The organism is Cupriavidus sp. PB-02, assembly GCF_058252315.1.
This window is the reverse complement of record NZ_CM177694.1, coordinates 457,056-470,255: the sequence shown is the minus strand read 5'-3', so window position 1 is coordinate 470,255 and position 13,200 is coordinate 457,056. Positions and strand designations below refer to the sequence as shown.

Here is a 13,200-nt window from a genome sequence, read left to right as displayed (position 1 = left end):
CCGCAGTCTAACACCGAATCACGGCGAAGGTCGCTGCCGTCAGCCCGCGGCCAGGTCGCGGCGCCGTCCCGGGCGGAATACCGTGGTGTCGGCATAGAAATCCGGCGCTGCATTCGCGTCGCACCAGCCGGGGACGCCCATGACCGGCAGCGGTGCGAAGCTGCGCCCGCCGCGCAGCGCACCGGCATGGACTGCTGTCTCCAGTGATTCATCCAGCACACCGTCCAGCTTCGCGTCTGCCACCGCGCCCGGAGCAAGCGGCAGTACCCACGCATGCGCCGTTACCGCCTTGTATGGCTGCACCAGCTTTTCGAGCAGCGCATGCCCGAACGGCGCTACCGCGCAGGACTCACCCCACGCGGGCCGGTTCTCGACAAAGAGCCGCTGCCATGCAAACCCCTTGAGCGCATCGGCCAGTCCCGCGTCGGTAGTGACAAACAGCACCGCGTTCTCATCGAACAATGTGGCCGCGTCGCGCACGCCCCCGCGCGTGGTCTGCACGCCCTCGCGCGCGATGACCTCGGCCTGGACCTCGTTGAGCAAACGCTTGGTCCGCGGGAAATGCAGCCAGATCAGCGCGTTGAAGAAATCGTGGAGATTGTCCCGGGTCGGGACTTCGCCGGTGGCGTGGATATGCGCCTCGTAGGCGCTGCCATCCGGCAGGGCCTGCTGGGCGATAAAGCGCAGTGGCAGCCCGCGCGCGTTGCGCAGGTCCAGCGCTTCAGCCTGCGCGTCGAGCAGCGCACGCAGGTCGGCGCCGCCCTGCACCGCCGCGGCCAGTGCGGCGCCTTGCACGGCAAAAGGCTGGAACCACGGCCGGGACCAGTCGATCCCGGCCAGCGCAGCGGCGAAGGGTTCGTCCGCCGCGCAAGCCTGCATGCGCAAGGCCTCAGCGGGCCTTCCAGCGCAGCGTCTCGCCGCCGCGCAGCGGCACCAGCGTGGTGTCGCCGTAGGGCAACTCGGCCGGCAGTTCCCAGTCCTCGCGCTCCAGCGTCAGCGTGCCGGTGTTGCGCGGCAGGCCGTAGAAGGCGGGACCGTTGAAGCTGGCGAAAGCCTCCAGCTTGTCGAGCGCGCCGGCGGCGTCGAAGGCCTCGGCATACAGCTCCATCGCATGCAGCGCGGTATAGCAGCCGGCGCAGCCGCAGGCGTGTTCCTTCAGCCCGCGCGCGTGCGGCGCGCTGTCGGTGCCAAGGAAGAAGCGCGGGCTGCCCGAGACGGCGGCCGCCACCAGCGCCTCGCGGTGGGTTTCGCGCTTGAGCACCGGCAGGCAGTAGTAATGCGGGCGGATGCCGCCGGTGAAGATGGCGTTGCGGTTGTACAGCAGATGGTGCGCGGTGATGGTCGCGCCGACCGGGCCGCTGGCTTCCAGCACGTACTGGGCAGCATCCTTGGTGGTGATGTGCTCGAACACCACCTTGAGCTCGGGCATGTCGCGGCGCAGCGGCGTCATCACGCGCTCGATAAAGACGGCTTCGCGGTCGAAGATATCGATGCTCGGATCGGTCACCTCGCCGTGCACCTGCAGCGGCAGGCCCTCGCGCTGCATCGCTTCCAGCGCGGCGTAGCAGCGGCGGATATCGGTCACGCCGGCGTCGCTGTTGGTGGTGGCGCCAGCCGGATACAGCTTGACGCCGTGCACGAAGCCGCTCGCCTTGGCCGCGACGATCTCTTCGGCCGTGGTGTTGTCGGTCAGGTACAGCGTCATCAGCGGCTCGAACTGCATGCCGGCCGGCAGCGCGGCCAGGATGCGGGCCCGGTAGGCCTGGGCCTGCGCCACCGTGGTCACCGGCGGCTTCAGGTTGGGCATGATGATGGCGCGCGCGAACTGGCGGGCGGTGTCGGGCAGCACGGCGGCCAGCGCAGCGCCGTCGCGCAGGTGCAGGTGCCAGTCGTCCGGGCGGGTGATGGTGAGCTTCTGGGTCATGGCTTGCTTGGGCCGGCCGCCGGGCGGCGGCAGGCGTTCGTCGAAATCAGAGAATCAGGATGGCGCGGTAGTCGTTCACGTTGGTGCGGGTCGGTCCGGTGACCACCAGGTCGCCGATGGCGTCGAACAGGCCCCAGGCGTCGTGCGCGTCGAGCTGGCGCTGCCCCGGCAGGCCGGCGGCTTCGGCGCGCGCCAGCGTGGTCGGGTCGGCGAGTGCGCCGGCGTTGTCTTCCGAGCCGTCGATGCCGTCGGTGTCGGCCGCGATCGCGTGCACGCCGGGCATGCCGCCCAGTTCGACCGCGAGCGACAGCAGGAACTCCGAGCAGCGCCCGCCGCGCGCCTTCGCGCCGCCACCGGCAGGCAAAGTGACCGTGCACTCACCCCCGGAAATCAGCACCACGGGCGCGGCAAACGGGGCATTGTACGCGCGAATCTCACGCACCAGCGCGGCGTAGACCCGCGCCACTTCGCGCGCTTCGCCGGTCACGGTATCGCCAAGCACCACCGGGGTGATGCCGCGTTCGCGGAACAGCGCCGCGGCCGCCTCCAGGCTGCCGTGGGCGGTCGCGATCATGCGGTTGTCGACCCGCTCGAACAGCGCATCGCCCGGCTTGGGTGTCTCCGGCACCTCGCCGCGCGCACCGCGCTCCAGGTGCAACTGCACGCTGGCCGGCACCTGCGCGCCGTAGCGGCGCAGGATCTCCAGCGCCTCGGCAAAGGTGCTGGGGTCTGCCACGGTCGGGCCCGAGGCGATTGCGCTGGGATCGTCGCCGGCCACGTCCGAGACGATCAGGGTGGTCACCGGCGCGCGGCTCGCCTGTGCCAGCCGCCCGCCCTGGATGCGCGAGATGTGCTTGCGCACGATATTCATCTCGGTGATCGGCGCGCCACAACGGAGCAGTTCCTTGGTGGTGGCCTTCAGGTCGGTCATCGGGATGCCTTCGGCCGGCAGCGACAGCAGGCTGGATCCGCCGCCCGAGACCAGCACCAGCAGCCGGTCTTGCTCGGTCAGTGCCTGCACGCTGGCCAGGATCTCGGCCGCGGCCTGCTCGCCGGACTCGTCGGGCACCGGGTGGCCGGCCTCGATCACGCGCACGTGGTCGGTCGGCATGCCGTGCACGTAGCGGGTGACCACCAGTCCTTCCAGCGTGGCCTTGCCGTCATAGGCACGCTCCACCGCCGCGGCCATCGACGCGGCGGCCTTGCCCGCGCCGACCACCAGCGTGCGGCCGCCCGCGTGCGGCGGCGGCAGGTGCTGTGCCACGATCTGCAGCGGATCGGCCGCCGCCACGGCGGCCCGGAAGCTTTCCAGCAGCAAGGCGCGGGGATCGCCCGCGAAACCGGCGCTCACAGTGCCTCCGCGATGGCGCGGCCCAGGTCGGCGGTACCGGCCTTGCCGCCGATATCGCGCGTCAGCGGCGCATGCTCCGGCCCGGCGGCCAGCACCTTCTCGATCGCGCCCAGCACGGCGCCGCCGGCGTCATCATGGCCCAGGTGCTCCAGCATCATGGCGCCGCACCAGATCTGGCCGATCGGGTTGGCCACGCCGCGCCCGGCAATGTCCGGGGCCGAGCCATGCACCGGCTCGAACAGGCTGGGGAAGGTGCGGTCCGGGTTGATATTGCCCGACGGCGCGATGCCAATGGTGCCGGTACAGGCCGGGCCCAGGTCGGACAGGATGTCGCCGAACAGGTTGCTGGCCACCACCACATCGAACCAGTCAGGGTGCTGGACGAAGTGGGCGGTCAGGATATCAATGTGGTACTTGTCGACCTTGATGCCGGGATAGCTGGCCGCCATCGCCTCGACACGCTCGTCCCAGTAAGGCATCGTGATCGAGATGCCGTTGGACTTGGTCGCCGAGGTCAGGTGCTTCTTGGGGCGCTTCTGCGCCAGCTCGAAGGCGAACTTCAGGATGCGATCGACGCCGGTGCGGCTCATCACGGTTTCCTGCACCACGATCTCGCGCTCGGTGCCCGGGAACATGCGCCCGCCGATGCTCGAGTACTCGCCCTCGGTGTTCTCGCGCACCACGTAGAAGTCGATGTCGCCCGGCTGGCGGCCGGCGAGCGGGCTCCTGATGCCCGGCATCAGCCGCACCGGGCGCAGGTTCACATACTGGTCGAACGAGCGCCGGAACTGCAGCAGCGAACCCCACAGCGAAACGTGGTCAGGCACGGTATCGGGCCAGCCCACCGCGCCGAAATAGATGGCGTCGTACTTCACCAGCGTGTCGAACCAGTCGTCAGGCAGCATCTTGCCGTGGCGCGCGTAGTAGTCGCAGCTGGAAAAGTCGAAGTGGTCCCACTGGAAGTCGATGCCGAAGCGGCGTGCCGCGGCATCCATCACGCGAATGCCCTCGGGCATGACTTCCGTGCCGATTCCGTCTCCGGGAATCACGGCAATCTTGTATTGGCGCATAGTTCTTTGGGGAGGTACGAGCAGATGGCCGTGGCGCGCGCGGCCCGGAGCGCGCTTGGCAGCGGCCCGAACGCGCGGGATAATGTCTGCATTCTATTGCAAAGCGGCAGCCTGCTGCCGACCGGTGCCCCGCTATGTGCCAGTTGCTAGGCATGAACTGCGCCACGCCAACCGACGTGACGTTCTCCTTCACCGGCTTCGCCGCCCGCGGTGGCCTGACCGACCACCACGCCGACGGCTTCGGCGTGGCGTTCTTCGAAGACAAGGCCTGCCGCCTGTTTATCGACAACCAGTCCGCCGGCACCTCGCCGGTGGCAGACCTGATCAAGCGCTACCCAATCAAGTCCAAGAACGTCATCTCGCATATCCGCAAGGCCACGCAGGGCACCGTGCTGCTGGAGAACTGCCACCCTTTCATGCGCGAGCTGTGGGGCCGGCACTGGATCTTCGCCCATAACGGCGACCTGAAAGGTTTCTCCCCGTTCCTGTCCGGCGTCTACCAGCCGGTGGGCGATACCGACAGCGAACTCGCCTTCTGCACGCTGATGCAGGGCCTGCGCAAGCGCTTCCCCGGCTCACAGCCGCCGCTGAACGAGTTGTGCCACGCGCTGGCCGACATCACGCGCGAGATCACGCTGCACGGCGTGTTCAACTACCTGCTGTGCAACGGCCAGGCCCAGTTCGCGCACTGCTCCACGCACCTGTACTACATCGTGCGGCAGTGGCCGTTCTCGACCGCGCATTTGATCGACGCCGACCTGTCCATCGACTTCGCCCAGGTCACCACGCCGGACGACCGCGTGGCGGTGATCGCCACCCAGCCGCTGACCGACAACGAGACCTGGACCCGCTTCGCACCGGGCGAGCTGATCATGTTCGAGGACGGCCGGCCGACCATGACGCTGACGGTGCCGATTCCGCCGGAGGTGCAGGCGAAGAATGCGGCCAATACGGCCTGCACGTGAGGCGCTGGTTGGATCATGCAAAAAGGGACGCCGAGGCGTCCCTTTTTGCATGCAAGGCCAGGCCGGTCAGTGATGCAGGATCTTCGACAGGAACTGCCGCGCCCGATCCGAGCGCGCGTCGATATTGCCGAAGAACTCTTCCTTGTCGGCGTCTTCGACGATCTTGCCCTGGTCCATGAAGATCACGCGGTTGGCCACCTTGCGCGCGAAGCCCATTTCGTGGGTCACGCACATCATGGTCATGCCTTCGTGCGCCAGCTGCACCATCACGTCCAGCACTTCGTTGACCATCTCGGGATCCAGCGCCGAGGTCGGCTCGTCGAACAGCATGCAGATCGGGTCCATTGACAGCGCGCGCGCAATCGCCACGCGCTGCTGCTGGCCGCCGGACAACTGGCCGGGATACTTCGCCGCCTGGTCCTTCAGGCCCACGCGCTCCAGGTACTTCAGGCCCTTGGCGGTGGCCTCTTCCTTGGAGCGGCCGAGCACCTTCATCTGCGCGATGGTCAGGTTCTCGGTGATCGACAGGTGCGGGAACAGCTCGAAGTTCTGGAACACCATGCCCACGCGCGATCGCAGCTTGGGCAGGTTGGTCTTGGGATTGCCCACCGAGGTGCCGTCGACCAGGATGTCGCCCTTCTGGAACGGCTCGAGCGCATTGACGGTCTTGATCAGCGTGGACTTGCCCGAACCGGACGGGCCGCACACCACCACCACTTCGCCCTTGGCAACCTTGGTGGTGCAGTCGGTCAGCACCTGGAAGGCGCCATACCACTTGGAGACATTGTTGATTTCGATCATACAGCCACCTTTTTCTGGTAACGCTTGACCAGCAGCGAAGCGGAGAAGCAGATAAGGAAGTACACCAGGCCGGCAAACAGCAGCAACTCGACGATACGGCCATCACGCTCGCCGATGCCATAGGCCTGGCCAAAGAAGTCGGCCAGCGCGCTGACATAGACCAGCGACGTATCCTGGAACAGGATGATGCCCTGGGTCAGCAGCAGCGGCACCATGTTGCGGAACGCCTGCGGCAGGATCACCAGCCGCATCGACTGTCCATAGGTCATGCCCAGCGCCTGCGCGGCGAACATCTGCCCGCGCGACACGCTCTGGATACCCGCCCGGATAATCTCGGAGTAGTACGCCGCCTCGAACAGCGCGAACGCCACCAGCGCGGAGGTCATACGCAGGTCAGTGGCCGGCGACAGGTTGAAGAGGTTCTGCAGCACCTGCGGAATGATCAGGAAGAACCACAGCAGCACCATCACCAGCGGGATGGAGCGGAAGATGGTCACATAGCCCTGCGCAAACCAGTTCAGCAGCCTGAACGACGACAGCCGCATCATCGCCAGGATGGTGCCCCAGATGATCCCGACCACCACCGCGGTAACGGTGATCTTGAGCGAGACCATCATGCCCTCGCCCAGCACCTCGAGCGTATTGACGTTGATGGAGGTGAAATCGAATGAATAAGCCATGGCGCCCCCTTACTTGCCGCCGATAAAGCCGGGCACGCGGGTGCGGGCCTCGACCCAGCGCATGATCAGCATCACCGTCACGTTGATCAGCGCGTACATCAGCGTCACCGCGATGAACGATTCATATGGGCGCGCGGTGTAGTCCACCAGCTGCCGGCCCTGCGCCGCCAGCTCCAGCAGGCCGATGGTCGACGCCACTGCCGAGTTCTTGAAGATATTCAGGAACTCGGAAGTCAGCGGCGGCACGATCACGCGGAAGGCCATCGGCAGCAGCACGTGCCGGTACGTCTGCGGCAGCGTGAAGCCCATCGCCAGGCCTGCGTTCTTTTGCCCGCGCGCCAGCGAGTTGATGCCCGAGCGCACCTGCTCGCAGACCCGCGCCGCGGTAAAGGTGCCCAGGCACAGCATTGCCGCGATGAACTGCTGGGCGAAGGGGTTCATCTGCTTGATCGCCTCGCCGCCGGGCAGCAGCTCGGGCATGACGAAATACCAGATGAACAGCTGCACCAGCAGCGGGATGTTGCGGAAGATTTCCACATAGGTGGCGGCGATGCCCGCCAGCCACTTGTTGGGCACGGTGCGCAAAACGCCGAGCACCGAGCCGATGACCAGGGCAATGACCCAGGACGAGAGCCCCAGCGCGAGCGTCACCTTCAGCCCGGAAATCATCCAGTCCAGGTAGGTCTCGTTCTGGGCGGCCTGTTCGAGGAATACTCCCCAATGCCAGTTGTAGTTCATGTTGCGTCCTCAAAAAGAAACGGAAGGACATGCCTTCCGTTTCGCACTGCTGTCACCGTCAGGTCAGTCCAGCGCCTTGTCGTTCGGCGTCTTGAACAGCGCCTTCATGTCTTCGGACAGCGGGAAGTCCAGGTTGAGGCCCTTCGGCGGCACCGGTTGCATGAACCACTTGGTGTACAGCGTGTTGATCGAGCCGTCCTTCATCATGCCGGCGATCACGGTGTCGGACAGCTTCTTGAACTGCGGATCATCCTTGCGGATCATGCAGCCATAGGACTCGCGCGACTGGGGCTTGCCCACCACGATCCAGTCGGCCGGGTTCTTGGCCTTGGCGCGCTCGCCGTACAGCAGCGCGTCGTCCATCATGAACGCGACCGCGCGGCCCGATTCCAGCGTCAGGAACGACTGGCCGTGGTCCTTGGTGCTGATGATGTTCACGCCCAGCTTCTGGTCGTCGTTCATCTTGCGCAGCAGGCGCTCCGACGTGGTGCCGGCGGTGGTGACGACGTTCTTGCCCTTCAGGTCGGCCCAGTCCTTGATGCCGCCGTCCTTCTTCACCATGATGCGCGTGCCGATGATGAAGATGGAGTTGGTGAAGGCGACCTGCTTCTGGCGCTCGACGTTGTTCGTGGTCGAACCGCACTCCATGTCGATGGTGCCGTTCTGCAGCAGCGTGATGCGGTTCTGCGAAGTGATCGGGATTTCCTTCACCTGCAGGTTCGGCACCTTCAGCTGTTCCTTGACGGCTTCCACGATCTTCGTGTTGATATCGTAGGAATAGCCGACCTGGCGCACGCCGCCCAGGTTGTAGTTGAACGGGATCGACGACTCGCGCACGCCCAGCGTGATCACGCCGGTGTCCTTGATTTTCTTGAGCGTGCCCGTCAGTTGTTCAGCTGCCTGTGCCGTCCCGCACATCACACCCCCGACAATCATCAGGGCAGCCAACTTGGCAAAATTCATAACATCTCCTTGACCATGAAGAGAAAGCGGGATTCTAGAGACAAAACCCCCACTGATGAAACAGTATTGCGCAGCATCCGCCGCAATACAACTGGGTTTTCTCCTAGAACCCCGATTCAGGGCAATAGCTGTGCACGGCTTCCGGATACGACAACGCGGCCTCCGGCATATGCCGGAGGCCGCGTCTGGCGGTCATGTTCCTGGCGACCCGGGAGGATTGCTGCAATGCACCATGCCAGTGCTCCGCATCGCATCCCGGTTCGACCCGATCCCGCTATCAGGGATACAGGCCGCGCATCTCGCGCGCCTGCAGGATCCGCGTACAGGCCACGATAAACGCCGCCGTGCGCAGCGTCACCTTGTTGTCCTGTGCCACTTGCCAGATTGCCCGGAAGGCCTCTTGCATGATCCGTACCAGGCGCTGGTTGATTTCTTCCTCGGTCCAGAAGAAGGAGGAGAAATCCTGCACCCACTCGAAGTAGGACACGGTCACGCCGCCGGCGTTGGCGATCACGTCCGGCGCCACCAGGATATTGCGCTCGCGCAGGATGTCGTCCGCTTCCGGGGTGGTCGGGCCGTTGGCGCCCTCGATCACCAGGCGGGCCTTGATCAGCGGCGCGTTCTTGGCCGTGATCTGGCCTTCCAGCGCGGCCGGGATCAGGATGTCGCAGTCGACTTCCCAGAACTGCTCGGTGCGCAGGACTTCGCCGCGGAAGCCTTCGATGGTGCCGCTGTGCGAGGTGTATTCCATCAGCGCCGGCACGTCCAGGCCGGCCGGGTCGAACAGCGTGGTGCGGTGGTCCTGCACCGCCACCACCTTGGCGCCGGCCTCATGGAACAGCTTGGCGGCCACGGCGCCCACATTGCCGAAGCCCTGCACCGCCACGCTTGCGCCCTTGATCTCCAGGCCCAGGTTGCGCGCGGCTTCCGAGCCGACCACGAACACGCCCCGGCCCGTGGCTTCGTGACGGCCCAGCGAACCGCCCAGCGAGATCGGCTTGCCGGTCACCACGCCGGTGGCCGTGCTGCCGGAGTTCATCGAGTACGTGTCCATCATCCAGGCCATGACCTGGGCGTTGGTGTTCACGTCCGGCGCCGGGATGTCCTTGCTCGGCCCGATGATGATGTTGATTTCGCTGGTATAGCGGCGGGTCAGGCGTTCCAGTTCGGCGTGCGACAGCGTGCGCGGGTCGACGCGGATGCCGCCCTTGGCACCACCGTAGGGCACGTTGACCGCGGCGTTCTTCACCGACATCCAGGCCGACAACGCCATCACCTCGGACAGGGTCACGTCCTGGTGGAAGCGCACGCCGCCCTTGCCCGGGCCGCGCGACAGGTTGTGCTGCACGCGATAGCCCTCGTAGTGGGCGATGGTGCCATTATCCAGCTCGATGGGTACGTCGACGACCATCGCCCGCTTGGGGCGCTTCAGGGTTTCCACCCAGCGTGCCAGCGAGCCCAGGTACGGCGTGACGCGGTCGACCTGTTGCAGGTAGATGCCCCAGGGGCCGAGATTGTCGGCATTGAGGTAAGACGGGAGTGCGTGCTTGGCGATAGCGGGATTGGTCGGTGCAGCGGAAGACATCAGTTGGTTCCGGTGTGGAGAATGCCCGCAAGCTTAGGCTTGGCGCCGGGCCCGAATCCAATGCCGTTTGCTCATCCGGTCATGCAAAACCTGCATAACCTTGTCATCCTTGGGAAATGCCCCCCGGGGTGATCTGACCCGCCGTCAGGGTCGACCACACCTGGTCGACCAGCTGGCGCTTGCGCCGTGCCCCGGCGCCGCGCCGCTCGCCGCCGTTCTCGCCCGGCTGCTCCCGGTACAGCCGGATCTCCATGTCGATCGACAGCGGCAGCCCGCGCGCCGACTCGGCCCGCACCAGCCGGCCGGCGGCGACGTCCTCGCGCACTGCGCTTTCAGGCAGGAAGGCCATGCCGTGGCCGGCCAGCGCCATCACCTTGAGCGCCTCGGCCATATCGGTCTCGTAGCATTTGTCGAGCTTGAGCGCTTCCGAGGTGTCCGCCAGCAGCAGCTCGACCATGCGGCCGAGGAAGGCGTTGGGGGTGTAGCTGAGAAACGGCACCGGCTTCTTGTCGGTGCCCGGCAGCCGGAACAGCGGCTTGCCGGCGGCGTCCGGCACGCTGTACGGCGACAGCCGCTCGGTACCCAGCACCAGCATGTCGTAGCGGGCCGGGTCGAGCTGGATCGCCTGGCGCGCGTGGTGGTAGACCATCACCAGGTCGCAACCGCCCTCCACCAGCATCAGCACCGCGTCATGGACGTTGAGCGCGCGCAGCCGGCACGGCAGCGTGCCGATCTTGCGCTCCAGCGCCTTGAGCCATTCGGGGAAGAAGGTCAGCGACAGCGTATGCGGCACCGCGAATTCCAGCACCTGCGCATTGGCCGAGCGCTGGCCGCGCATCAGCGCGCGGGTCTCGCTGACCTGCGCCAGCATCGCCAGCGCCTGTTCGTAGAACACCTTGCCGGCCGCCGTCAGGCTGGTGGGATAGCTCGAGCGATCGATCAGCTCGGTGCCGACCCACGCCTCCAGCGACTGGATCCGGCGCGAGAACGCCGGCTGCGTGACGTGGCGCAGTTCGGCCGAGCGCGAGAAGCTGTGCGTCTCGGCCAGGCTGACGAAGTCTTCAAGCCATTTGATTTCCATGACGCGGATTATCCACCGGCGCCGGGGGGTGCGTCACCTGCCTGGCCGCGTTGTCAGGCGCGGCCGGCACGGCTGGCCATGCGCTCAGGCGTCCTGCGTCGCGTCGCCCACGTCGACCGCGAGCGCATCCGCGCCGACGGCCTCGTCGCCCTGCGCCGCGGCGCGCGCCTGGATGTCCCACATCTCGGCGTAGCGGCCGCGCGCGCGCATCAGCTCGGCATGCGTGCCGCGCTCGACAATGCGGCCGCGGTCCATCACCAGGATCTGGTCGGCGTGGACCACGGTGGAAAGCCGGTGCGCAATCAGCAGCGTGGTGCGGTTCTGCGCCAGCCGCATCAGCTCGGCCTGGATCGCCTGCTCGGTGCGCGAGTCCAGCGCCGAGGTGGCCTCGTCGAACACCAGCACCGGCGGGTTCTTCAGCAGAGTGCGCGCGATCGCCACGCGCTGCTTCTCGCCGCCGGACAGCTTCAGGCCGCGCTCGCCCACGGGCGTGTCGTAGCCCTGCGGCAGCTCGCGGATAAAGCTGTCGATCTGCGCGGCACTCGCGGCGGCGATGACCTCGTCGCGGTTGGCCTCGGGCCGGCCGTAGGCGATGTTGTAGAAGATGCTGTCGTTGAACAGCACCGTGTCCTGCGGCACGATGCCGATGGCCCGGCGCAGGCTGTCCTGCGTGATCGCGCGGATATCCTGGCCATCGATCTCGATGGCGCCATCATTGACGTCGTAGAAGCGGAACAGCAGCCGCGCCAGCGTCGACTTGCCCGAACCGCTGTGCCCCACCACCGCGGTGGTGGTGCCGGCCGCGATGGTGAAATCCACGCCGTCCAGGATCACGCGATCGGGCTCGTAGCTGAAGCGCACGTCGCGGAAACGCACCTGCGCACCGTTGACCTGCAGCGGCTGCGCGCCAGGCGTGTCGGCTACCTCCTGGTGCGTCCCCAGCAGCACGAACATGCGGTCCATGTCGGTGGTGGCCTGCTTGATCTCGCGGTAGATCACGCCAAGGAAGTTCAGCGGGATATAGAGCTGGATCATCAGCGTGTTGACCAGCACCAGGTCGCCCAGCGTCAGCTTGCCATCGACCACGCCCACGGTGGCGCGCCAAAGGATCAGGATCAGCCCGGCCGCGATGATGGTCTGCTGGCCGAAGTTGAGGAACGACAGCGAGTTCTGCGAGCGGATCGCGGCGGTGCGGTACTTGCGCAGGTTCTCGTCGTAGCGCTGCGCCTCGTACTCTTCATTGCCGAAGTACTTGACGGTCTCGAAGTTGAGCAGCGAATCGATCGCCTTCTGGTTGGCGCGCGAATCCAGCTCGTTCATCTTGCGGCGGAAATGCGTGCGCCATTCCGTCACGACGATGGTGAAGACGATATAGCCTACCAATGCGCAGCCCGTGATCGCCGCGAACCAGATGTCGTAATGCAGGATGAAGAAGCCGATCACCAGCCCCATCTCCACCAGCGTGGGCAGGATGCTGTACAGCGAATACGAGATCAGCGACTGGATCCCGCGCGTGCCGCGCTCGATGTCGCGGCTCATGCCGCCGGTCTGCCGGTCCAGGTGGAAGCGCAGCGACAGCGCGTGCAAGTGGCGGAAGACCTGCAGCGCGATCTCGCGCACGGCGCTCTGCGTGACCTTGGAAAAGAGGATCTCCCGCAACTCGGTGAACAGCGTCGCCGACAGCCGCAACATCCCGTAGGCCACGATCAGCCCCACCGGCACCACCAGCAGCGCACGCGGATCGCCCGCGTGCAGGTTCATGCTGTCGATCAGGCGCTTCATCAGCACCGGCACGCCCAGGTTGGCCACCTTGGCGGCCACCAGGAACGCCAGCGCCAGCATCACGCGCCACTTGTAGTGCCAGACGTAGGGCAGCAGGTTGCGCACCGTCTGCCAGTCGCTGCGGGGGGCGCGCTGACCGGGAAACAGCTTGACGGAAGTGGGGTCGGGGGCCTGCTCGGCGGTCGTGGAATAGCGGCGCATACGTTAGAATTCGGGCCAATGCGCGATTGTCGCAGAGATCGCGTTGCGCGGCAGGCGAA

The 13,200-nt window shown here is 66.2% G+C and carries 12 protein-coding genes; 1 reads left to right on the top strand and 11 read right to left on the bottom strand.

From position 1 onward, the window contains the following. Nucleotides 1–39: 39 nt before the first annotated feature. From AC10V3_RS02290 to AC10V3_RS02275, 4 genes are read right to left on the bottom strand one after another with little or no spacing between them, the layout of a single operon-like run. Nucleotides 40–879 (bottom strand): DUF3025 domain-containing protein, encoded by an 840-nt coding sequence (locus tag AC10V3_RS02290; RefSeq protein ID WP_490923045.1) that lies wholly within the window; start codon nucleotides 877–879, stop codon nucleotides 40–42. 10 nt (nucleotides 880–889) lie between these two features. Continuing rightward, entirely contained in the window at nucleotides 890–1,924 is a 1,035-nt protein-coding gene (gene pyrC / locus AC10V3_RS02285; RefSeq protein WP_022533558.1) for a dihydroorotase, read from the bottom strand. A 46-nt stretch (nucleotides 1,925–1,970) separates the two neighbouring features. After that, the gene (locus AC10V3_RS02280; protein ID WP_490923044.1) at nucleotides 1,971–3,275 is read right to left on the bottom strand and encodes a glycerate kinase type-2 family protein; all 1,305 of its coding nucleotides are present in this window, start codon (nucleotides 3,273–3,275) and stop codon (nucleotides 1,971–1,973) included. Next, nucleotides 3,272–4,345 (bottom strand): tartrate dehydrogenase, encoded by a 1,074-nt coding sequence (locus AC10V3_RS02275; protein ID WP_490923042.1) that lies wholly within the window; start codon nucleotides 4,343–4,345, stop codon nucleotides 3,272–3,274. The genes AC10V3_RS02280 and AC10V3_RS02275 overlap by 4 nt, the downstream gene beginning before the upstream one ends. 134 nt (nucleotides 4,346–4,479) lie before the next feature. Between AC10V3_RS02275 and AC10V3_RS02270 the strand changes: the two genes are divergently transcribed. After that, nucleotides 4,480–5,310 (top strand): class II glutamine amidotransferase, encoded by an 831-nt coding sequence (locus tag AC10V3_RS02270; protein ID WP_022533555.1) that lies wholly within the window; start codon nucleotides 4,480–4,482, stop codon nucleotides 5,308–5,310. A 66-nt stretch (nucleotides 5,311–5,376) separates the two neighbouring features. Here AC10V3_RS02270 and AC10V3_RS02265 read toward each other — a convergent pair whose 3' ends face one another. From AC10V3_RS02265 to AC10V3_RS02235, 7 genes are all read right to left on the bottom strand, one after another. Beyond that, entirely contained in the window at nucleotides 5,377–6,111 is a 735-nt protein-coding gene (locus AC10V3_RS02265; RefSeq protein WP_042884079.1) for an amino acid ABC transporter ATP-binding protein, read from the bottom strand. Continuing rightward, nucleotides 6,108–6,791, bottom strand: coding sequence for a glutamate/aspartate ABC transporter permease GltK (gltK, locus tag AC10V3_RS02260; protein WP_022533553.1), 684 nt, complete (start codon nucleotides 6,789–6,791; stop codon nucleotides 6,108–6,110). The genes AC10V3_RS02265 and gltK overlap by 4 nt, the downstream gene beginning before the upstream one ends. 9 nt (nucleotides 6,792–6,800) lie before the next feature. Continuing rightward, the gene (locus tag AC10V3_RS02255; protein WP_490923041.1) at nucleotides 6,801–7,529 is read right to left on the bottom strand and encodes an amino acid ABC transporter permease; all 729 of its coding nucleotides are present in this window, start codon (nucleotides 7,527–7,529) and stop codon (nucleotides 6,801–6,803) included. A 63-nt stretch (nucleotides 7,530–7,592) separates the two neighbouring features. Then, entirely contained in the window at nucleotides 7,593–8,492 is a 900-nt protein-coding gene (locus AC10V3_RS02250) for a glutamate/aspartate ABC transporter substrate-binding protein (protein WP_490923040.1), read from the bottom strand. Nucleotides 8,493–8,769: 277 nt separating this feature from the next. Then, nucleotides 8,770–10,077, bottom strand: a complete 1,308-nt coding sequence (locus AC10V3_RS02245; RefSeq protein ID WP_022533550.1) for a Glu/Leu/Phe/Val family dehydrogenase — start codon at nucleotides 10,075–10,077, stop codon at nucleotides 8,770–8,772. Nucleotides 10,078–10,180: 103 nt separating this feature from the next. After that, a complete protein-coding gene (locus tag AC10V3_RS02240; RefSeq protein WP_490923039.1) occupies nucleotides 10,181–11,158 on the bottom strand; it encodes a LysR family transcriptional regulator in 978 nt (325 codons plus the stop codon). Between the two features lie 84 nt (nucleotides 11,159–11,242). Beyond that, nucleotides 11,243–13,141, bottom strand: coding sequence for an ABCB family ABC transporter ATP-binding protein/permease (locus AC10V3_RS02235; protein ID WP_490923038.1), 1,899 nt, complete (start codon nucleotides 13,139–13,141; stop codon nucleotides 11,243–11,245). Between the last annotated feature and the right edge of the window lie 59 nt (nucleotides 13,142–13,200).

Excerpts from the sequence above, each read along its gene's own strand:
- gltK (WP_022533553.1), bottom strand. The coding sequence starts at position 6,791 with ATGGCTTATTCATTCGATTTCACCTCCATCAACGTCAATACGCTCGAG.
- AC10V3_RS02240 (WP_490923039.1), bottom strand. The coding sequence starts at position 11,158 with ATGGAAATCAAATGGCTTGAAGACTTCGTCAGCCTGGCCGAGACGCAC.
- AC10V3_RS02290 (WP_490923045.1), bottom strand. The coding sequence starts at position 879 with ATGCAGGCTTGCGCGGCGGACGAACCCTTCGCCGCTGCGCTGGCCGGG.
- AC10V3_RS02265 (WP_042884079.1), bottom strand. The coding sequence starts at position 6,111 with ATGATCGAAATCAACAATGTCTCCAAGTGGTATGGCGCCTTCCAGGTG.
- AC10V3_RS02275 (WP_490923042.1), bottom strand. The coding sequence starts at position 4,345 with ATGCGCCAATACAAGATTGCCGTGATTCCCGGAGACGGAATCGGCACG.
- AC10V3_RS02245 (WP_022533550.1), bottom strand. The coding sequence starts at position 10,077 with ATGTCTTCCGCTGCACCGACCAATCCCGCTATCGCCAAGCACGCACTC.
- AC10V3_RS02270 (WP_022533555.1), top strand. The coding sequence starts at position 4,480 with ATGTGCCAGTTGCTAGGCATGAACTGCGCCACGCCAACCGACGTGACG.
- AC10V3_RS02250 (WP_490923040.1), bottom strand. The coding sequence starts at position 8,492 with ATGAATTTTGCCAAGTTGGCTGCCCTGATGATTGTCGGGGGTGTGATG.
- pyrC (WP_022533558.1), bottom strand. The coding sequence starts at position 1,924 with ATGACCCAGAAGCTCACCATCACCCGCCCGGACGACTGGCACCTGCAC.
- AC10V3_RS02235 (WP_490923038.1), bottom strand. The coding sequence starts at position 13,141 with ATGCGCCGCTATTCCACGACCGCCGAGCAGGCCCCCGACCCCACTTCC.
- AC10V3_RS02255 (WP_490923041.1), bottom strand. The coding sequence starts at position 7,529 with ATGAACTACAACTGGCATTGGGGAGTATTCCTCGAACAGGCCGCCCAG.